The following is a 21,028-nucleotide window of genomic DNA, read 5'->3' as shown; positions in this document are numbered from 1 at the left end:
CATGAATACCCATAAAGTCATTTGGCAGGAAGGCATGCTGCTGCGGCCGCAGCACTTCCAGCACAACGATCGTTATTACGATCACCAGATGAAAACCCGCACCCAATTGCTGGGTGGCTACACCTGGGGTTTCCTCAATCTGGAGATCGACTTGCAGTTCCTCAACATGGGCAAACTGGTGATCAGTGAAGCCTCGGGGATTCTGCCGGACGGCAGCCTGTTCGAACTCGGTGGCAACACTGAGCCGCTGGCGCTGGACGTGCCGCCGAACACCGGCAACACGCCGATCTACCTGGCGCTGCCGCTGGTCACCGGCAACCACATCGAGTCGCGCCGTCCGGAGCAATCCGACGTGCTCGCGCGTTACACCGCGTACGACGCCGAAGTGGCCGACTCCAACGCCGGCGACGATTCCGCCAGCCAGGTCAGCTGCGGTCGCCCGGACTTCAAACTGTTGCTCGGCGAGCAGCAGAGCGATCAGGCCTACGTGAAGCTGAAGATCTGCGACGTGCTCGACACCACGCCGGACGGCGTGATCAGCCTCGACCCGGATTTCGTGCCTACCTACATTCAGGCCCACGCCTCCAGCTACCTGCTGTCGTGCCTGAAAGAAGTCATCAGCATGCTCAACCACCGTGGCGACACGATTGCCGAGCGGATTCGCTCCAACGGCAAGGTCGGCGGTGCTGAGGTCGGTGACTTCATGATGCTGCAACTGATCAACCGCACCGAACTGTTGCTGCGCCACTACCTCGGCCTGGAGCAAGTGCACCCGGAAGAGTTGTACCGCACGCTGCTGACCATGCTCGGCGATCTGGCGACCTTTTCCGGCGAGAGCAAACGTCCGCGTCTGGACAGCCGCTACTCCCACGCCGACCAGGGCGGCAGCTTCCGCAAGCTGATGGAAGCGATTCGTCAGGTACTGTCGATGGTGCTCGAACAGCACGCCATCGAGCTGATCCTGCAAGCACGTCAGTACGGCATCATCGTCTCGCCGTTGCACGACCATAAACTGCTCGGCTCGGCGTCGTTCGTGCTGGCAGCCAGTGCCAACTGCGACTCCGAAGAACTGCGCCACCGCTTGCCGGCGCACCTCAAGGTCGGCCCGGTGGAGCGTATCCGCCAACTGGTCAACCTGCACTTGCCGGGGATCAAGGTCAAACCGTTGCCGGTGGCCCCGCGGCAGATCGCGTTCCATTCGAACAAAACCTATTTCATCCTCGAACTCAGTTCCGAAGACCTGGCACAACTCGAGCGCTCCGGCGGTTTCGCGTTCCATGTGTCCGGCGAATTCGCCGAGCTTGAACTGAAATTCTGGGCCATCAGGAACTGACCGACATGATCAAGGAAACGGATTACAACCAGGACGACAAAACCGTCCTGCTCGATCGTCAGGGCCACGGACCGGCATCGAGTCCGCTGACCGACTTCGCCGCGCCGCCGCGTTTCGAGCAACTGGAAGAACGCATGATCTACGCCGCGCGCCTGCGCCCGGCAGAAGCGTTCAACATCAGCCTCAATTCGCTGGTCGCTGCTTCGTCCGAGCTGCTTTCGGAAGTGGTGCGCCTCAAGCACAGCGAAACCCGCGAAGACTTGTACGCACTCAACGAGCGTCTGACTGCCGGGCTGAAATTGTTTGAAGTACGCGCCCTGCACAACGGCGCCGAGAGCAGCCAGGTGATGGCCGCGCGTTACGTGCTCTGCACCGTGGTCGACGAAGCTGTCGTGACCACACCGTGGGGCAACGAAAGCGAATGGTCGCAGATGAGCCTGCTGAGCAGCTTCCACAACGAAACCTTCGGTGGCGAGAAGTTCTTCCAGTTGCTCGATCGCCTGTCGAAAAACCCGGTCAAGCACTTGCCAATGCTCGAGCTGATGTACCTGTGCCTGTCCCTCGGTTTCGAAGGCAAGTACCGCGTGCAAGCACGCGGCATGCTCGAACTTGAAGGCATCCGCGATGCTCTGTACCGGCAGATTCGTCAGTTGCGTGGCGACGTGCCGCGCGAGTTGTCGCCGCACTGGGAAGGCTTGAACGATCAGCGCCGCAACCTGGTGCGCATCGTGCCGGCGTGGATGGTGGTGTTGTTCACTTTGGTCTGCCTGGTGGTGATGTATTCGGGCTTCGCCTGGGTCTTGGGCGAGCAGCGCGACACCGTTCTGCAACCTTATCAGCCGCTTGATCCGGCCGCGGTGCAACCGCAGTCGCAGCCGTAAACAGGGACGTGTGATGAAAAAGTTTTTCAAGAAAGTCGGCGCCTTCCTGCGCCAGACCTGGGTCTGGACCTTGCTGCTGGTGCTGTTCGTGGCGCTGCTGGTGTGGTTCGTCGGCCCGTTGTTGGCGGTTGATGACTACAAGTTCTGGGAGAGCTCGACCTCTCGCTTGCTGACCATCGCTGTGCTGTTTCTGATCTGGGGCCTGACCATGGTCTTCGTCAGCTGGCGCGCGGGTATTCGCAAGAAAGCCGAGGAAGAAAGCGAGGACGGCCAGGACCGCATTCGCCGCGAAGAGCTGATCGACGAAGAACAGAAGGAGTTGAAGGCACGTTTCAAAGACGCGCTGAAAACCCTGAAGACTTCCAGCCTGTATCGCGGCCGCAGCGAGCGCTGGCGCAGTGACTTGCCGTGGTACCTGCTGATCGGTCCGCAGGCTTCCGGCAAGACCAGCCTGCTGGACTTTTCCGGTCTGGAATTCCCGATCAACAAGATCGACCGCAAGCTGACCCGCGACACCCTCGGCACCCGTCATTGCGACTGGTACTTCGCCGACCACGGTGTGCTGATCGACACCGCCGGGCGCTACATGACCCAGCCTGACGCGGAAGTCGACGGCAGCGCCTGGACCACCTTGCTGGAACTGCTGCGCAAGCGCCGTCGCGGGCGTCCGTTGAACGGCGTGCTGGTGACCATTCCGGTGGAAACCCTGCTTGGCGGCAGTGAGCAGGACATCGATACCCTCGCACGCCAGGTTCGCGGCCGTCTGCAAGACGTGCATCAGAAACTGCACGTCGACGTGCCGGTGTACCTGGTCCTGAGCAAGGCTGACAAGCTGCTTGGTTTCGACGAGTTCTTCGATCAACTGACTCGCGAAGAAAGCGATCAAGTGCTCGGCACCAGTTTCCGCAAGGATCAGGTCGGCACCGACGTCGCTGTGCTGCGCAACGAGTTCGAAGAACTGCTGCGTCGCCTCAACAGCCAAGTGATCATGCGCATGCACTCCGAGCGCGACACTCAGCGCCGTGGTCGCATCCTCGACTTCCCGCATCAACTGGGGCAGATCGGCGAGCGCCTGTGCCTGTTCGTCGACATGGCGTTCACCGGCAACCGTTATCAGCGTGCCACGCAACTGCGCGGTTTCTACCTGACCAGCGCGCCGCACCTGACCCAAGAGATGGATGCCACCACCGCCGGCATCGGCGCCAGTCTCGGCATGAGCGCCGGCGTGCTGCCGACCCTGCGCAGCGGCCGTTCGCGGTTTATCCATCACCTGTTCAGCCAAGTGATTTTCCCCGAAGCCGATCTGGCCGGTCTGGACAAGCGCGAACGCAGCCGCATCCATTGGGGCCAGCGTGCGTTGTACGTCGGCGCACTCGCTTCGCTGGCGCTGTTCGGCATGCTCTGGGCCGGTGGTTTCTCGGCCAACTACGAGCGCCTGGAAAACCTGCGCAATCTGGCGCAGAACTGGACGCAGCAGCGCACGGCTTTGTCGCCGCGTGATGACGCCATGGGCGTGCTGAAAACCCTCGACACCAGCTACGCCGCAACCCAGGTCTTTCCGAAAAAGGGCGACGTTTCGTATCACGAACGTGGCGGGCTGTATCAAGGTGAAGACGTCAATCCAGTGGTCAAAGAGGCTTACGAGCGCGAGCTTGAAAAGCAACTGCTGCCACGGGTGGCGACCATGCTCGAAGGGCAGATCCGCGCCAACATGAAGGACCGCGACCGCCTGCTCAACAGCCTGCGCGCGTACCTGATGTTGAACATGAAGGATCGTCGCGATGCCGCGTGGCTCAAGGACTGGGTCGCTACTGACTGGTCGACGCGCTATACCGGCAACACCGCCGTACAGAACGGTTTGAGTGCGCACCTCGATCGCCTGCTGAAGCAGCCGTTTATCTACCCGCTGAACGACCAATTGGTCACTCAGGCGCGTCAGGTATTGCGCAGCGAATCGCTGGCCACGGTGGTTTACCGCATGCTCCGCGAGCAGGCGCGCAACCTGCCGGACTACCGTTTCAGCCAACACCTCGGCCCACAAGGCTCGCTGTTTATCGGCACCGAATACGTGATCCCGGGTTTCTACACGCAAACCGGTTATCAGCAGTACTTCTCGGTACAGGGTTCGGCGCTGGTCACCGACATCCTGCGTGACAACTGGGTGCTGGGTGAAGGCGCCGGCATCAGCGACATGGACTTGCGTCGTCTGATGGTCGAGCTGGAGCAGCTGTACTTCCGCGACTACGCCAACTATTGGAGCGAAGCGGTTGGCCAGGTTGCCCTGCCGCCAATCAGCGACGCCGGTGAAGGTGCCGAGCAACTGGCGGGCCTGACCTCGGCGAATTCGCCGGTGCTGGCATTGCTCACTGAAGTGCGTGAGAACACCCGCTTCCAGTGCCGCTGCAGACCCTGTCGAAGAAGCTGGCGACGCTGCTGATGCACTGGCCGGGCAGAAAGGCAAACTGGGTAAAGTCGGTAAACTGGCCTCGGCTGTCGCGGACAAGGCTTCGGCCCTGAACGTGGCGAAGACCCTGCCGGACACCGCGAAGAAGTCGCTGCAACGCCGCTTCGAACCGCTGCATCGTTTGCTCGATGACAACAACGGCCCGGCGGCGGATCTCACGCCTGCACTGAGCGCGCTCAACGACCTGCAACTGCAACTCGCCGGTCTGGCCCGTTCCAGCACGCCGGAACAAGCCGCGTTCGAAATGGCGAAAACCCGCATGAGCGGCCAGCGTGATGCGCTGACCAACCTGCACAATGCCTCCGGTCGTCTGCCGCGTCCACTGAGCGTGTGGTTCAACGTGCTGGCCGAAGACTCGTGGCGTCTGGTGCTCAACGATGCTTACCAATACCTGAACGGCCGTTATCAGAACGAGCTGTACAGCGTGTATGGCAAAACCATCAGCAAGCGTTATCCGTTCAGCGCCAGCAGCACCAGCGACGTGGCGATCAGCGATTTCCGCGAGTTCTTCCGCGCTCAAGGCACCGTCGACCGTTTCTTCGACAGCTACCTGCGTCCGTTCGTCAGCGGCGATCCGGGCAACTACCGCATGCGCAGCGTCGACGGCCACAGCCTGCCGGTGTCGAAAATGTATCTGGACCAGATGGCGGCGGCGCTGACGATTCGTCAGAGCTTCTTCTCGATCAACCCGGCCGAGCCGACCGTGCAGTTCAAACTGGAGCCGTACACCCTCGACCCGGCGGTCAGCCGTTCCGAGTTCAAGTTCGGCGACAAGACCATGGAATACCGCCACGGTCCGATCCTGCCAATGTCGTTCAAATGGCCGACCGATGCTGAAGACGGTCGTACCAGTCTGGTCATGGACAAAATGGCCGGTCGCCCGATCGGCATCGAGAAGAACTCCGGCCCATGGTCGCTGTTCCGTCTGTTCGACCTGATGCAGACCGAGTACCTGACCGGTCGAGACGTGCTGGTGCTGAAAGCCGATGTAGGTGGCCTGCGCGCCAACTACCTGCTGACCAGCCAGCGCACGCCGAACCCGTTCGACATGGGCGTACTGCGCACCTTCCGTATGCCGGTGCAGCTCTGATGCTGGTGGCCAGTGCCTGGCGCAGCGCGGCGCGTACCGACCCGGGCAAGGTGCGGGCGCGCAACGAAGATGCTTTCCTCGACTCGCCACAGCAGGGGCTGTGGGTGGTCGCGGACGGCATGGGCGGTCATCAGGGTGGCGACATCGCCAGCCAGTTGATCGTCGCCAGCCTGGCTGAACTGCCGCAACACGAGGACTTCGACGAACGCCTCAAAGCCATCCGCCAGTGCCTGCACTGGCTGAACCGGCGTTTGGGGCAGGAGTTGACGGTCACCGCCGGGCGTCACGACAGCATCATGGGCAGCACCGTCGTCGCGCTGCTGGTGGAAGGCAATCGCGCGGCCTGCATCTGGGCCGGCGACAGCCGTTGCTACATGTGGCGTGGGCAGCGGTTGTATCAGCTGTCCAAGGATCATTCGCTGCAACAACAATTGATCGACGAGCAACAAATGAGCGTCGAACAAGCGGCAGCGCACCCAGCGGCTCAGGCCTTGACCCGAGCCGTCGGCGCCGCTGAACAACTGACCCTGGATGTCCTCGAACTCGAGGTTTATCCGGGCGATGCGTTTTTGCTCTGTAGCGATGGTTTGTATCAGGGCTTGAGCAGCGATGCCCTCGGCAACGCCCTCAGCCTCAGCGCGCCGCACGTGGCGCTGGAACGTTTGTTCGACGGCGCCCTGCGTGGTGCCGCGCGCGACAACCTGACAGCAGTGGTGATCCGCCAATGACTGAAATCGAATCCTCAGTCGATGACTTGCTGATGAGCGAAGAGCAGGCCAACAACCTGACCTACTTCGCCTTCGCCAAGGAAAACAAGGCAGAGCCTTTGCTGGCGCCGACCAAGGCCAGCATCGGTGCACTGCCGGATGTACTCGCCGGTCGCTACCACCTCGAGCGTCTGCTCGGGGCCGGTGGCATGGGCGCCGTTTACCGGGCGCGGGATCTGTTGCACGAACAGTTCGGTGATCCCGATCCTTACATTGCGCTGAAAATCCTCAGCGAAGAATTTGCCGAATCGCCGGACGCCAGTGCCTTGCTCTACAGCGAGTTCGCCCTGACCCGACGCCTGCGCCACGACAACGTCGTGCGTGCACACACCTTTGAAGTCGACACCGACTGCCAGCGGGCCTTCATCACCATGGAATACATGCGTGGCCTGACCCTGGACAAATTGCTCTGCGAGCGGCCCCTCGGCCTGCCGTGGCAAGAGCTGCGCGACATCGTCCTGCCGCTGCTCGACACGCTGGCCTACGCCCACGGTCGCGGCGTGCTGCACGGTGACATGAAACCGAGCAACGTCATGCTCAGCGAAGACGGCTTGCGCCTGTTCGATTTCGGCCTCGGTCAGGCAGAGGAGGGTGTAATGCCCGGCCTGCCGCACCTGAGCCGCGAACGCTTCAACGCCTGGACCCCGGGCTACGCCGCCCCCGAACTGCTTGAGGGCCAACCCTTGTCGGCCAGCGCGGACGTGTACGGCGTGGCCTGCGTGATCTTTGAACTGGCGGGCGGCAAACACCCGTTCCGCCGCTTGCCCTCCACCCAGGCCCGCGACGAGCACCTGGAGCGCGAACTGCAAGCACCGGCGAATTTACCCAAACACGGCTGGCCAGCGCTGCGAGCGGCGCTGAGCTTCGACCCGGCAGAACGCAGCATCACTGCCCAACAATTGCGTGACGCTTTGGGCGCCACTTCGTCCTGGCTGCAACGTCTGCGACTTCGGGCGTAACGGATGACATTCGAACAGGGAGCACTTTATGTTCAACCCAGCTAACGAAACCCACTTCAGCCTCAAGGTCGAAGACTACGTCGGCGACCTGCAAGTGCTGTCGTTCACCGGCACTGAAGGCATCAGCCAGCCGTTTCGTTTCGACCTCGAACTGGTCAGCGAAAACCCTGATCTGGACCTCGAACAACTGCTGCACAAGCAGGCGTTTCTCGCATTCGATCCACAAGGCTCGGGCATCCACGGCCAGATCTACCGCGTCGCCCAAGGCGATGCCGGCAAGCGCCTGACCCGCTACAAAGTGTCGATGGTGCCGCAACTGCAATACCTGCATCACCGCACCAACCAGCGCATCTACCAGCAGATGTCGGCGCCGAAAATCATCGCGCTGATCCTCGAAGAACACGGCATCAAGGGCAACGCTTACAACTTCCAGCTCAGCCAACCGTGCCCGGATCGCGACTACTGCGTGCAATACGACGAAACCGACCTGCACTTCGTCCAGCGCCTGTGCGAGGAGGAGGGTATTCACTACCACTTCCAGCACAGCGACAAAGGCCACCTGCTGGTGTTCGGCGACGACCAGACCGTGTTCCAGAAACTCGGCCAGCCCACCGCGTATGTGCAGGGCAGCGGCATGGTCGCCGAAGAACCGGTGATCAAAGGCTTCAAACTGCGCCTGGAAACCCGCACCAGCCGGACCACGCGCCGCGACTACGACTTCGAAAAACCGCGCCTGCAAATGGAAGCGGCCTACAAACCCGAAGGCGAGAGCACTGAGCCGGATCTGGAAGACTACGATTACCCCGGCCGCTTCATCGACCGGGCCCGTGGCAAGTTCCTCAGCCAACGCGCCCTCGAACGCCACCGCGCCGACTACCGTCAGGCCGAAGGTCGCGGCGACCAGACCAAACTGGTCAGCGGCCACTTCATGGCCATGTCCGACCACCCGCGCAGCGAGTGGAACGACCTGTGGCTGCTCACCGAAATCTTCCACGAAGGCAAACAGCCGCAAGTCCTCGAAGAAGGCGTGACCAGCGACACCACCGACAACAAAGACGACTTCCACCAAGGCTACCGCAACACCTTCCTCGCCACCCCGTGGGACGTGTTCTACCGCCCGGCGCTCGAACACCCGAAACCGCGGGTACTCGGCAGCCAGACCGCCATGGTCACCGGCCCCAAAGGCGAAGAAATCCACTGCGACCAGTACGGCCGCATCAAAGTCCAGTTCCACTGGGACCGCGAAGGCCAGGCCGACGACAAAACCAGCTGCTGGCTACGCGTCTCCAGCTCCTGGGCCGGCGACCGCTACGGCGCCATCAGCATCCCGCGCATCGGCATGGAAGTCCTCGTCACCTTCCTCGAAGGCGACCCCGACCAGCCCCTCGTCACCGGCTGCCTGTACCACAAGGAAAACCCGGTGCCGTACGCACTGCCGGCGAACAAGACTCGCAGCGTGTTCAAAACGCTTAGCTCACCGGGTGGCGGTGGGTACAACGAACTGCGCATCGAAGACAAGAAAGGTGCGGAGCAGATCTACATTCATGCCCAGCGGGATTGGGATGAGAACGTTGAGCACGATCAGAAGATTCGGGTCGGCAATGAACGTCATGACACGGTGGTTAAGAACACCTACACCGAGCTGAAGGCTGAAGAACACCGCACGACGATTAGCGATCGCAAGATTGAAGCGAAGCTGGATGACCACCTCACGGTTGGGCAGAACCAACATGTGAAGCTGGGGACTGCGCAGCTCACCAGCGTGGGGAAAGAGATTCACCTTAAGGCAGGGGACAAGATCGTTATCGAGGCGGGGACGGAGCTGACCATCTTGGGGGGTGGGAGTTTTATCAAGCTGGATGGCGGTGGTGTGACGGTGGTTGGGCCGGTGATCAAGATCAATGCTGGTGGCTCGGCTGGTTCCGGCACGGGGATCGGGATTAAACCGCCGGTGCTGCCGGGGGCGGCGGATAAGGATAAGGCGGGGAGTTTGATGGATCAGGCGATTGCGAACGCGCCAGAAGAGCCGAAACCTAAAACAAAGTACCTGTTATCGCTGTGACGTCAGCGCTCAATGGATTTGAAGAATTTATTAAATATGGATCACACCTATGTTGATTAGCCCTCCATTTCTTCCAGCTCCGACGGCCGGAGAGACTGACGAAGCGTATTTGAATCGAGCAATGCTGTGTGGAGAGCCGGGTGATGGCTTTTTCCCGATCAGCTTTGATTTGAATTGGCACGGGGGGACTCACCTAAAAGCGCCCCCTTTGGCTGGAAAAGTACTTCCGGTCCGGGCCATTGCTGACGGAAAGCTAGCCTATTTCCGTCAACCAACTCCGGTAGATACTGCCGACGATGCGCCTTTGAACTATGGCGGATGGACAGATAACGGCTGTATTGTCCTGCGACATGAAACAGAAATTGGCGAAGGTGAAAGTTCGAAGGTCGTTTTTTATTCAATTTACATGCATCTTTCGAAAATATCGTTGGTAAATCCAAAAGTTGATATGCGGGTTTATCGGAAAGATATTATTGGTGAGTCCGGAAAAATCTATGGCGTGCCAAACAAGATTCATTTTGAGATCATTGCGGATGATACTCAGATACCACATCTGTTCGGTCGAACTGAACGTGAGCTAATGTATCAAACCAAAGCTGGTCGCACAGATAGCTGCTGGGGCGATATGCATTTTTATTTACCGCCAGAAGTAATAGGCTATTCACAGCCCGCAGCTAATTGGACTGATCAGAATAGTGCAGGCGATTGTTTGGCTCGGCCACCAGAAGACTTATTCGTACGTATGCATTACGAAAAAGGGCAATGCGTTTTGAGTACTTACACGCTTGAGGGTAAGTGTATTGGTGAACATAAAGAGAGCGAAGGCTTCGAATACGACCTGTTTGAAATTGCTGGCTCTCGTTACCCTGCTTGCCCAAGCGCAGGTTATGAAATGCTGCGATTCGGTCGAGTACTAGGTCCCGATTCCCTTACTCCAGCCAATGCGGCACATTGGAGACAGGTAGCACTACCAACAGGGGTGGCTTGGTTCAACTTAAACGCTAGCACTGTAACCTGTTTCAGCGACGCGGATTTTCCGCATTGGCTAGGTTGGAAATTAATTGATGACGATACCGATGAAGACAGCCACTGTCAGTCGCCCTATCTAAGAGCATTGTTGAAGCTAGATGAGGATCCGCTATTTCCCCCATCTCGTAGTATTGTGGAAATTTCCAAGTCGCCAGATTTTAAACATGCACCAGCAAAGCCAGAAGAAGAGCACGTTTATAGTAAGAGTTTTAGGATTAAAAAGCACAACCAAGAAATAATTCAAAAGGAAGAGTCTCGAAAGCAATTGGAAAAATGCATTTTTAAGTTTCCAAGCGAGTGGGGGTGTGAAAATTTTGATACTCGATATGGCTGGCTTTTGAGCGACTCCGAGCTAGGGCCAGCGATGCCTAAAATTGATTACAATCAGTTAAAGGAGCATCAACAGGCGATGGCCTTCTGGGAGGATGCAGGCCTGAAGGATATTAAGGCAAAACACTGGCACTTCCCTCCAAAGGAATTTATTCATGTGTTTAGGAAATGCGGTTGGTTGAGTGGTGAGGAACTAACTCAATTGCTTCCGACTAGCGCTCTGCGGATAAAGGATTCAAACTTGGTCTCAGAAGGCGTTACGTTGAGTGCAGTAGCGCAACAAAATATTGGAGATCTGAAACGTCCTTTAAATAAGGCTTTGCAGAAGTTTTTGGTTGCCAATAGTACATTGCGAATGGCTGCTTTTTTTGGGAATGCCACTCAAGAAACCCAATGGCTAGGGAAAATGCATGAAAATAATAGTAGCGCGAAATATTTTCCCTGGGATGGTCGTGGGTTACTGCAGTTAACATGGCCTGGAAACTATGTAAAGTATTGGAAGTTCCGTGGTCGCAAAGTGCCCTCTCCATTAGTAAGCGCGCTTACAGCCGCGCATAAGTCTGCGGATAACACCGGTAGTAACAGCCACCTTGCTGATAGTCAGCTGACGCCCAAAGGGCTGACTGCAGAAATGATTCGTTGGCGTGACGATGTAGAAAAGAAACCAGTTGATGCTACCAACAGTGCGGGAGCTTATTGGGCTTGGACGCAGGCAGCCAAATTAGCTGATAAAAGTCCTGTGATGGAACGAGTTGTTAGAGAATCCGGCGGGAAACAATTTGTGTACTATAGTTGTGAGGTTTTTGGACAGGTTGCCGCAACTGTGAATTTTGGTAGTCCGGTTCATGATGTAACTAAAATCAACAAAGTGAACGGAATAATTGCCCGCAACCAAGCGTATACCAACGCTTTGGTGGTTTTAACTGAGCAGATGAACTTTCCAGACGCTAGTGGAAAAATTAGTGAGCTCCCAGATCCGTTTAAGGCGAGGAGACAGTGATGAAGGTTTGGTTGATTGTTTTGGTTCTTTCATTTTCGTCGATCTCGTTCGCTAATGAAGCAAATGTGAAGTCGTCGGTCATATTTGCAGATCTCAATGTGTGCAAATTTAAAATGAATAATTTGTACAGAGGTGATTATGAGGTGGATAAGGAAGAAGTGCCTGCGCTCTTATTTTATTCGAAAGTTATTAAGCCTAATTCTAGGCGGCCGATAGAAGTCGATTTGAAATTTCGATGTGTGGATCCCGCCGATGCCCAAACTTTTGCTAACTTTTCGGGTGGGAAAATGACTGACAAAGGATGGGTCATGAGTTTGGATCCAGATGTTGAGGCTGACAAGTCCATGCATAATACTTTTTATGTATTAAAAGGGAAGAGTTGGGAAGGTCCAGCGATATCTCAGGACGTTACAAATGGTGAAGAGGAGGACCGAACGCGTGGGTTTGGATTCTGCATCCCTCATGGATCTGCTGCACTTTGTGGAGGTGGAAATGTGGCCTACTTGAATGATCTAAATGGCTCTGCGTTGAAAGAGGTCATTAAGATGGTTGAAACTATTGAGTTTGTTGAGTAAGGCTCTAAGGTAGAGGAAGGATTTGTTTTCATCTGAATTTGTTAATAATCAAAGCGGACAATCAAAGGGGACGGATTTATTTTTTTGCGCTCGACCGCTTTGAATTTAGTTGAAAACTTAAATAGATCTGACCCGTTTGTCGGTTCTGACTCTATCTTCTGTCGCAGGCCCGTTCAGAATTGAACGGATCACTGAGTTTTTACGGACGCCAAGGAATGCAGATTTTCCGATTTAGCCTCTTTTTTTTACTTTCAATACTGTCGCCTGTGGTCATGGCTGAGGGCACGATGATTGCCACCATCCTTCAGGCCGACTTTTCCAAGGACCCGGAAGTCCGGTTGCTTGTCAGAGTCGTTGATGTGGGTGGCGGTTCGGATACCCCTTCCATGGCGGTTCGTAATCAATGCCTGGAGAGGAAGGCGTCCGCAGAGCGTCCTGGGCCGGATCCGTGCTTTTCGATAGAGATCACTGAGAGCAAAAAGCAACGGGCCATTGTTCGGCAAACGCTTTTGAATGATCCTCAGCGCACAACCGACCCTATCTATTTGGAAATTGTTTATCGCTCGGAGGTCAGCGAGACCGATCCGACGAATCACCATCAGCGATCCGCCACACTGAAGATCGAAGAGTACGGCCTCTACAATTGGAACAATGAGAGCGAACAGGCATTGGCGGACGTTGAGTGGTTTCCCTCGGGAAATGGTGTTCTTGATCTGATGGTTCCTGATGCGGATGCATTGCTGAATTCTGTATATCGGGATCGTATGAGTCGGCTGGACGAAAGCGGTCAGAAAGCTCTGAGGGAAACTCAAAGAGCCTGGATGAAATTTCGAGATGCGGAGTGCCAAGCCGACCCGAAATCGCATAAATCAGTTTTCGGTGAGTGGTCCGATGCCTGCCTAATTCGCGCGACGATAGAGCGTGCTCGCCAATTGGCTTTGGCTCCGGACAAGAGCAGACGTTGAAACGGACAAGCCAGTGCATTCGCGCGAAAGCGTCGACTTGGATGAGCATGAACAAACTTTTCTTTCTCTTTTCTGCGCTATTTCCTTTACGTGTGAAAGGGGACGGATTTATTTGTTGCGCCAAAATTATTTGATTTTGAGGCGGAGCGTAAACGTATCCGTTTCGATGGTGGGAAAATTTCTTTGATGGCTGAATCAATGAAAAATTTACATTCGCTCCCTTGCTTTTTATCGTTAACCTTTTTGCTATTCAGTTCGGTCGCATTTTCTGCGAGTTTCGACTGTGGCAAAGCTTCGACGGAAGTGGAGAGGAAAATTTGTAGTTCTCCTTCTTTGTCCGCAATGGACGAAAAGCTCAGTGAGGTCTTCAAACCGATAAAAAATCGGCGAGCTTTACAAATAATCGAAAGTGAATGGCTTGAGTCAGAGCGTAACTCTTGTGAGTCAGTGGAGTGTTTAGAGGACTCTTATGTTCGGCAGATAAGCTTTCTCACACCGGTTTCTATTGCGCCTAGGCCGACTCAGAAAGATATTAAGTTAATGTTGGGTGATAAGCCCTACACACAGTTTGAACGCTCATGGAAGGTCATTGATTTAGCATGGCTTCCCAATGAAAAAGGGGCTGTTGAACGATTTGTGATCTCCGCTGAAACAATTTCAGGCATGTTGCATGTCATCGTGTTTGAAGGGCATTTTGATGCGGCGATGATTGCGTACCGGGGTAATCTATATGAGTACGTTGATCGCAACGACAGGCCGGTATTGCACACGATTGCGAAAGATATCGGTTTTGATGGTGCTCTGAGTTTGGGTTCAAACGACGAAGGGAAAAGGTTTGCGGGAATCTTTGATGGGGCGTTTTACTATCGACAGCAGCTCTCTAAGAATCAGCTGCGGGGGATGGTTTATAAGCTCGGTTCAAAATCTCCGCCATTGGAAAGCAGTTTGCTGTTCCAGCAGTGGCCAAATACTGATGAAAATGCTGTTAGTGGTTTGACATTCGGTTGGGGTGGTGAGTATGGAAAATTGCAAGCGTACTACTCGCACACCTCCGGGTATGAAACGATAGCGCAGGCTGGTCGGCCCGAGGCTGGTTGGAATATATATGCTCCGATTTGGAGCAAGTCACGGCCGACGTTTTATTTCAAGAATGGTGATGGAACTATTTGGCGTGCCAATGTTGCGGATAAGACGTTAACAAAAATTGCGAAAGCTAGTGATGAAGGAATGATCCAGAATCCTACCCCTGTCGATATTAATGGGCGCGAAGCCGTCGTTTATCTGAATGGATCTACTCTGAAAATGGCTATCTCCCTTGAAGAATAAGCACGACTTAAAAAAACACTTTCGCAAGATATTGTTGGAATTTGCCTTGAGTAAATATCTTATTCCGGTGCTGCCCGCCGTGCTGATTGGTGGTTTATCTCTGTTGGGGGGACATGCATTTGCTGACGATGCATGTGCCGATATCACTACGAACTCTCAGAGGGAAAGATGTTCTGTAAGTGCCAAGGTTGCTGCAGATAATCAGTTGAATACCAGTTATCAAGAACTGATGGTTCGGCTCGAAGGTGGGTATCAGACCGATCCGGTTCTTGCCGCAAGCCAAAAGGCCACGGTTCAGGAGGCTCAGCGCGCCTGGATCAAACTGCGCGATACCGATTGCCAGATCGATGCGTTGGAAGCGGAACCGGGCTCTTCGGCGCATGTGGCAGCGGTTAACAATTGCATCGCCAGCATGAGTCGTGTTCGGTCAGCGTTTCTGGACAATATCGCGTCCGATACCGGGAGTGGCCCGACAATTGGACGTGGCTCGTGCCCTACGCAAGACTTTGCACAGTTTCTTCCAGCATTCTCCGCTAATGCCGAATCGCAGAAGCGACTAACTGCGCAGGCCGTGAAGCTGCTGGTATTAAAGGGGACGTCGGATATAGGGCGGATTGTGACTTACGTTACTGCGGAGGTGGGACGCGATATGGCGTTTCCCTTAATGGTGGCTGTGCCCGATGGGAAAGTGGAAGGAATAGAGATCGAGAAGGTGGATGACCGCCACGTTAACGTTGTGGATAAACGCGCCGGCAACAGCAATATCAAGATTTTCAACTTTTCGCGGAAGTCCTGCTGGACGCTAGATGGGGTTGAGGACTGGTCGATTCCTGATAAAGAGCTTTCTGTAGCCAGTACGCGGAAAATGAGTCGTGCGGAGAATTTCTGTTGGCAGCGCGGACAAGGATTTGCTGGCTTGGGCGGCCTTGAGCAATACCGACTGACAGGAGAACTTTTTGAGGCGACTTTGGAAAATTACCTGTGCGCGGCCGCTTCAGGCGATCCTATATCTAGTTCGGCTGCGGCCGGGCTGAGTCTGTCGGGTATGGCCCCGCAATTGGAATACGGCAAAGTTGAGGCTCTTTTCAAAGCAGCAGCCGTTGATTCACCGAGCGGTGCTGAGTCGTTGGCTGGCTTCTATTGTTTTGGCAATGAATTGGCCGGTTCAGGACCCTGCCAGCGCCCGCTGGACGTTGAAAAAGAGTTGATTCGTGCTACCACCATGGGATCAACCCATGCATTCGTTTCGTTAGGCGATTATTGGAAAAGCGGCGATCTAGGAAAGAAAGATATTCTTCGCGCCTTGGCCTGTTATCAGCTTGCTGCCGACAAAGGTAACGACTCGGGTATCAATGCGATTAAGCGACTTCAGTCCGAAGTGGCTGAACCGATAGTGGCCAGCAGCTGCTTTTAGTGCGGTTAAGTGAAGAAGGGCGTTTACAGCGCCCGACGCCTTTTACCTCGATGTGATCAAACGCGTTCAGCCATCATGGCTAACGCGTTTTCATATGCGCTGAGCCAGAATCCGCAGCGCTTAAACGTTTAATACTTGAGCATCTGACGACCGCGATTTTCCTTTAAACTCCCCACCCCCAAGGAATGCGCTCAGGACACGGAATGCCAGCCCCCTCGAACTCCCTTCGCCCTGCGTTAGTGCTCTGGCTATACGCCGCCGCAATCGTGCACATTCTCGCCGGTCTCACCCTGACCTGGGCCGGGCATTCCGGTTTACTCGACGGCTATCTGCACATCCTCGAACTCGCATTCTGGGGCGCTGATGCGGTGCCCGCTGCCGGCCACGAACAACAAGTCTGGTGGCTCGCGCTGTTCGGCGCGACGCTGCAAAGTTATTCGTTGTACATGCTCGCGTTGGTGCACTTGGGCAATCGCTTGAAAACCCCGGCAGTGTGGGGCTGGTTGATCGCCGGCATCCTGTTATGGGCGCCGCAGGACATGTGGCTCTCGGCGCAACAGCAGGTCTGGTCGCACCTGTGGCTCGACGGTTTTGCGTTGCTGGTGTTGTTGCCTCCGTTGTTCTGGCTGTATCGGCATGACCGCCGGAAGCCTTCTGCAGTAAAGACACCGAGCGAATCCAACCCGTTTGCCGGCGGCGCTTTCAAGCGCGTGCTGATCACCGGCGGCACCGGATTTATCGGCGAAGCCTTGGTCAACCAACTGTTCGCCGCCGGCCACTCGGTCAGCGTACTGACGCGCGATCCATTGAGCGCAGCCAATCTATTCAACGGCCGCGTCCGCTGCGTGCATTCGCTCAGCGAACTCAGCCACGACGAAGCCTTCGACGTAGTGATCAATCTCGCCGGCGCCCCCGTCGCCGGCCCACGCTGGACTCCCAAACGTCAGGCGCAATTGCTCGCCAGCCGAGTCGGCACCACCGAAGCGCTGATGACCTGGCTGAAGAACACCAAGCACAAACCAGCGCTGTGGATTCAAGCCTCGGCCATCGGCTTCTACGGCGTGCGCGACGCCAGCGAAAGCCTCGACGAACACGCCAGCAAGGGCGACGGTTTCATGGCCGAACTCTGCGCACGTTGGGAAGCCGCCGCGCAACCGGCCACCGAGTTTGGCGTGCGTCAGGTGGTGCTTCGCCTCGGAGTAGTGTTCGGCCCCGGCGGTGCGTTGACGCCGTTGCTGCTGCCGTTCCGCTTGGGTTTCGGCGGGCGCATGGGCGACGGTCGGCAGATCATGAGCTGGGTGCATCGCGACGATGTGCTTCAGGTGATCGAGCGGGCTTTCAACGACGACAGTCTGCGCGGCACCTACAACATGGTCGCGCCCGAAACGGTCAGTCAGGCAGCGTTCGCCGAGCAGGCCGGCAAGGTCCTCAAGCGCCCGGTGTGGTTGCACATTCCCGCCGCGCCAGTGCGCGCATTGGCAGGCGAGATGGCGCAGTTGTTCTTCGACGGTCAGCGCGTGGTGCCGCAGCGTTTGACCGAGGCTGGCTACACATTCCGCTTTCCAACCCTCGACGCCGCTCTGCGCGATCTGACCTGAGGATCGCTCATGAGCAAGCCGTTGATGTACCTGCTAGCCGGCAACGGTAGCGCTGCCGATTGGTGGGACGACGCGCTGCCGCACTTTCAGCGCTACGACGTGGTGCCGCTGGAGTTGCCGGGCTTCGGCGCGAATCTGCAGCCGCCCTGCGAGGATCTCGCGGACTACGCGCAGACCTTGTTGGCGATGACCCAGCAGGGCAGCGCGATCATGGCAGTCGGGGTTAATGCCTTGCTTGTATTGCATGCGTTGCAACGTCGGCCCGGGCACTTTTCGCGCAGTGTTCTGTTGGCGCCGGTTGGGGCATTTTTGTGGCAGCGTCGCTTGCCGGCGCTGATGTCGCCACTGCCGATTCGCAAGACCATTCACTGGCTGCTGTCGAACAAACCCACGCTGTTCGCGCGCAAGTTCTCCAACCAGACCTGGACCCCCGCGCAGTACCAGCGCATGGGCGCCGGCTATGCGCGCTGCCGCGCGTTTGTGCCGCATTGGGATCTGGTTCGCGCCGATACCGCACTGCCGCTGCTGGAGTGGATCACCGATCCGGTCGAGCTGGTTTGGGGCGATCAGGACGCGGTGCTCGGCATCGAGCAAGCGGCGGCGTGGTCGGCGATTCTCGCCCGCGCTGATCTGACCATCAGCCTCAAACCCGGCTGGGGTCATTACCCGTGGATCGACTCGCCCGCGCAGTTCGCGCAGTGGCTGGAGTCGGGCGAGCGCGGGTTTGTCGTGCACACCAAGGGTGGTCGTTTGCGTCTGGCCGAACTGGCGCGGCAAGCGGTGCCGGCGGCGCTGACGCTCAACGATTGTGCCGATCCGCGTCTGCCGGCATTTCTCGCCGCCCAACCTGATGTGACCTGGGCGGTGCGCTCCTCCAGTTATGGCGAGGATCAGGCCGACTCGGCGAATGCCGGTTTGAGCACCACCTATCTGCGCGAGCCGACCGCCAACGTGCCGAAACGCATTGCCGAACTGACGGCCGAAGGTGTCGAGGAAGTGGTGGTGCAGCGCTTCATCACGCCGGTCGTTTCCGGGATCGCTTTTGTGCGCCATCTCTCGGTAGAACTGGAGTGGGTTGAAGGTCATCTCGAATCGCTGGCCGACGGTCACGTCAGCCCCTCGCGGGCAACGCTTTCGCGGCTCGGTGATGCGTGGCGCAGCGGCACGTTCAAGCCGTCCCATGGCTTGACCGAAGACCTGCTCTGGCGCTTTCTGCAAGACGTGCTGCGCGTGTTCCACTACGTGCCCGGCGACGTCGAATGGGCCTGGGACGGCGCGCAACTCTGGCTCCTGCAATACCGGCCGATCAGCGACTACGGCTGGCGCCGACACCTGACCGCCGCCAACATCGCCGAGATCCTGCCGCCGCAACCGAGCGTAATGGTGGAATACGCCCAGCGCCGCGCGGCAGCGAGTATCCCGGCGATCATGGCGCGCTGGGATGCGCGAGTGTTGCAGGACAACGAGCCGTTCACCGCCGTGTTCGGCGGTGCGTCCTATATCAACAATGATTTGTTCCTCGCAAGGCTGGCCGACTGGGGAATCAGCGCCGCTAACTACTCCGGTGAAGTCGGCGGCGCGACGCCGCATCTGCCGTGGCAGCCGCTGAAGATGCTGCGTTCGTTGCCGCTGTTTTTGCGTATGCAACGCAAGGCTCGCGGGCATTTGCTGAATCTTGAAAACGGCTTGCAGCGCTTCGATCGGGAACTGGCCGAACTCGTCGCCCAGAGTGCCGATGGCCAACAACTCGCGGACTGGTTCACCCGGTTTTACGTGTTCGTGGTGCAAGGCAATCTGTGCATCGCCACGGCGCTGGCCAGTAGTGGCGGCGATTGGCTGGGCCGCCCGCCGACCGCGTACGACAACCTTGAAAACAGTCCGCATCGATTGCCGTGGGAAACCGATCCCGCTACGCCTCGACCTATGGCGACTGAGCTGCCGTTACAAGCATTCCCGCAATGGTCAGGGCTGATCCGCCTAGCGCATTCGACCGGCCTACCGGGCCTGCGCGGTTACTACCTGCAAGTGCGCGAGTGGTACCGCGACAACCTCATGCGCATCTTCTTCCGTCTGCATCACGCCATGCCGCTGGCGGATCGCGAGTACTGGTTTGCACTGCACCCCGATGTGCGCACCCGCGATGGCAGCTTTTGGCAGGACGGTCGCGAAGGTGCGGAGCAGGCCACCGGGTTCATGATTTATCCGGGGCAGGTGCAAGGCATCCTCGGCGCCGACATCCTGCTCGAAGACACCCTTGATCCGGGGCGGCATGCGCACTATCAAGCGGCGCGGGCGGTGATTGCGCGAATGGGTGGGCGGTTGTCGCATGGCTCGACGTTGCTGCGGGAATTGCGCAAGCCGTCGGCGGTGATGCCGCAGGTTGATCCGGCGTGGGTGGGGTGTGAGGTGTTGTATCGGGATGGGGATTTGGAATTGATCAATTCGAAGGATGCGAAGTGAAACTACGATGCCTCCGCGAATTGATCTTTGGTCTGTTCGCGTTTTTACAGGTGGATTATGTGACTGCCGCAGGTCCTGTATTGGTCGGTAACGAACCCGGCCAGTCGCCGGTTGCGCAAGGCCCGACCGAGGCAGTTGTAGACATGGGTCCGTGTCGGTTCTCCATGCCGCTGCTGCAGAACCAATGGCTGAAGTTCGACGATTTCTATTCGGTATTTATCGCAGCCAAACAACTGCCCAAACCGTCCAGCGCCCCCAGCTTGTGGCAAGCGCAGACGTTGAGTGGTGCCGACTGGCACTTCGAGAAACACGGTGACCTGAGCCAGCCGTGGTTTGGTTTGATGTGTGAAAACTCGGAGTACTTTTCGCTTCTCACCGACTGGAAACCCCCGGTAGACGATGCGTTTGCGGTGCAAGTCCTGCGTGACGACAACGACCGCAGGTGTCCGGCGACTCGTACCGATCAGGGCTGGGTACCAAACTCTCTGGCGGGTCGTGCGAACACCTACACCTTCGAACAATGGGGTGGGGAGAACTCTTCGGGTTTCATCTTCGGTTTCCACGACAAGTCACGACGGCACATTACCCGCATCGCTTTTTGCCTGCTGAGGGGCAAAGACGTGCTGATCGGCTCGGCGGAATCGGGTTCATCCACCCCATTGGCGATCAGCAACGAAGGGTTCGAGCAAATCAAGAAAGCGGTGCGCGGCATTGCCTTCGAATGAACACACCCACAATGACTTGCGTCGATGGAGCTACAGCGTGAAAGGATTTT

Annotated in this window: 13 protein-coding genes and 1 pseudogene; all 14 read left to right on the top strand. The window is 57.1% G+C overall.

Annotation, left to right across the window (positions count from 1 at the left end):
* Window position 1 precedes the first annotated feature (1 nt).
* The 14 genes and pseudogenes from tssK (at window position 2) to AB4O11_RS07775 (ending at window position 20,978) form a co-directional block, all read left to right on the top strand.
* Entirely contained in the window at window positions 2-1,333 is a 1,332-nt protein-coding gene (tssK, locus tag AB4O11_RS07840) for a type VI secretion system baseplate subunit TssK (RefSeq protein WP_007920300.1), read from the top strand.
* Window positions 1,334-1,338: 5 nt separating this feature from the next.
* Window positions 1,339-2,214 (top strand): type IVB secretion system protein IcmH/DotU, encoded by an 876-nt coding sequence (gene icmH / locus AB4O11_RS07835; protein ID WP_007920301.1) that lies wholly within the window; start codon window positions 1,339-1,341, stop codon window positions 2,212-2,214.
* 13 nt (window positions 2,215-2,227) lie between these two features.
* Window positions 2,228-5,768 (top strand): annotated as a pseudogene (tssM, locus tag AB4O11_RS07830) (type VI secretion system membrane subunit TssM).
* Complete coding sequence (locus AB4O11_RS07825; protein WP_038359322.1) at window positions 5,768-6,496, top strand: PP2C family protein-serine/threonine phosphatase; 729 nt, start codon at window positions 5,768-5,770, stop codon at window positions 6,494-6,496. Before tssM ends, AB4O11_RS07825 begins: the two are co-directional and overlap by 1 nt.
* The gene (locus AB4O11_RS07820) at window positions 6,493-7,494 is read left to right on the top strand and encodes a serine/threonine-protein kinase (RefSeq protein WP_460130420.1); all 1,002 of its coding nucleotides are present in this window, start codon (window positions 6,493-6,495) and stop codon (window positions 7,492-7,494) included. Before AB4O11_RS07825 ends, AB4O11_RS07820 begins: the two co-directional genes overlap by 4 nt.
* Before the next feature lie 28 nt (window positions 7,495-7,522).
* Window positions 7,523-9,556 (top strand): type VI secretion system Vgr family protein, encoded by a 2,034-nt coding sequence (locus AB4O11_RS07815; RefSeq protein ID WP_460130419.1) that lies wholly within the window; start codon window positions 7,523-7,525, stop codon window positions 9,554-9,556.
* A 49-nt stretch (window positions 9,557-9,605) separates the two neighbouring features.
* Window positions 9,606-11,915 (top strand): hypothetical protein, encoded by a 2,310-nt coding sequence (locus tag AB4O11_RS07810; protein WP_460130418.1) that lies wholly within the window; start codon window positions 9,606-9,608, stop codon window positions 11,913-11,915.
* A complete protein-coding gene (locus tag AB4O11_RS07805) occupies window positions 11,915-12,490 on the top strand; it encodes a hypothetical protein (protein WP_460130417.1) in 576 nt (191 codons plus the stop codon). Before AB4O11_RS07810 ends, AB4O11_RS07805 begins: the two co-directional genes overlap by 1 nt.
* A 215-nt stretch (window positions 12,491-12,705) precedes the next feature.
* Complete coding sequence (locus AB4O11_RS07800) at window positions 12,706-13,455, top strand: lysozyme inhibitor LprI family protein (RefSeq protein WP_460130416.1); 750 nt, start codon at window positions 12,706-12,708, stop codon at window positions 13,453-13,455.
* Window positions 13,456-13,641: 186 nt separating this feature from the next.
* Window positions 13,642-14,781, top strand: a complete 1,140-nt coding sequence (locus AB4O11_RS07795; protein ID WP_460130415.1) for a lysozyme inhibitor LprI family protein — start codon at window positions 13,642-13,644, stop codon at window positions 14,779-14,781.
* 46 nt (window positions 14,782-14,827) lie between these two features.
* Window positions 14,828-16,195: a lysozyme inhibitor LprI family protein gene (locus AB4O11_RS07790; RefSeq protein WP_460131061.1), complete on the top strand. Its 1,368-nt coding sequence runs from the start codon at window positions 14,828-14,830 to the stop codon at window positions 16,193-16,195.
* Between the two features lie 203 nt (window positions 16,196-16,398).
* On the top strand, window positions 16,399-17,793 hold the full coding sequence (locus AB4O11_RS07785) for a TIGR01777 family oxidoreductase (RefSeq protein ID WP_460130414.1): 1,395 nt from the start codon (window positions 16,399-16,401) through the stop codon (window positions 17,791-17,793).
* A gap of 9 nt (window positions 17,794-17,802) precedes the next feature.
* Complete coding sequence (locus tag AB4O11_RS07780) at window positions 17,803-20,253, top strand: alpha/beta hydrolase (RefSeq protein WP_460130413.1); 2,451 nt, start codon at window positions 17,803-17,805, stop codon at window positions 20,251-20,253.
* Window positions 20,250-20,978, top strand: coding sequence for a hypothetical protein (locus AB4O11_RS07775; protein ID WP_460089280.1), 729 nt, complete (start codon window positions 20,250-20,252; stop codon window positions 20,976-20,978). The genes AB4O11_RS07780 and AB4O11_RS07775 overlap by 4 nt, the downstream gene beginning before the upstream one ends.
* Window positions 20,979-21,028 lie beyond the last annotated feature (50 nt).

This window comes from Pseudomonas sp. H1_D05, from assembly GCF_054682705.1.
Note: the sequence above shows the minus strand (reverse complement) of the source record. Positions and strands in the feature narration are given on the sequence as shown.

Coding starts and splice junctions, on each gene's coding strand:
- AB4O11_RS07820 (WP_460130420.1), top strand. CDS start 6,493: ATGACTGAAATCGAATCCTCAGTCGATGACTTGCTGATGAGCGAAGAG.
- AB4O11_RS07780 (WP_460130413.1), top strand. CDS start 17,803: ATGAGCAAGCCGTTGATGTACCTGCTAGCCGGCAACGGTAGCGCTGCC.
- AB4O11_RS07785 (WP_460130414.1), top strand. CDS start 16,399: ATGCCAGCCCCCTCGAACTCCCTTCGCCCTGCGTTAGTGCTCTGGCTA.
- AB4O11_RS07815 (WP_460130419.1), top strand. CDS start 7,523: ATGTTCAACCCAGCTAACGAAACCCACTTCAGCCTCAAGGTCGAAGAC.
- AB4O11_RS07800 (WP_460130416.1), top strand. CDS start 12,706: ATGCAGATTTTCCGATTTAGCCTCTTTTTTTTACTTTCAATACTGTCG.
- AB4O11_RS07825 (WP_038359322.1), top strand. CDS start 5,768: ATGCTGGTGGCCAGTGCCTGGCGCAGCGCGGCGCGTACCGACCCGGGC.
- AB4O11_RS07795 (WP_460130415.1), top strand. CDS start 13,642: ATGGCTGAATCAATGAAAAATTTACATTCGCTCCCTTGCTTTTTATCG.
- tssK (WP_007920300.1), top strand. CDS start 2: ATGAATACCCATAAAGTCATTTGGCAGGAAGGCATGCTGCTGCGGCCG.
- AB4O11_RS07805 (WP_460130417.1), top strand. CDS start 11,915: ATGAAGGTTTGGTTGATTGTTTTGGTTCTTTCATTTTCGTCGATCTCG.
- AB4O11_RS07810 (WP_460130418.1), top strand. CDS start 9,606: ATGTTGATTAGCCCTCCATTTCTTCCAGCTCCGACGGCCGGAGAGACT.
- icmH (WP_007920301.1), top strand. CDS start 1,339: ATGATCAAGGAAACGGATTACAACCAGGACGACAAAACCGTCCTGCTC.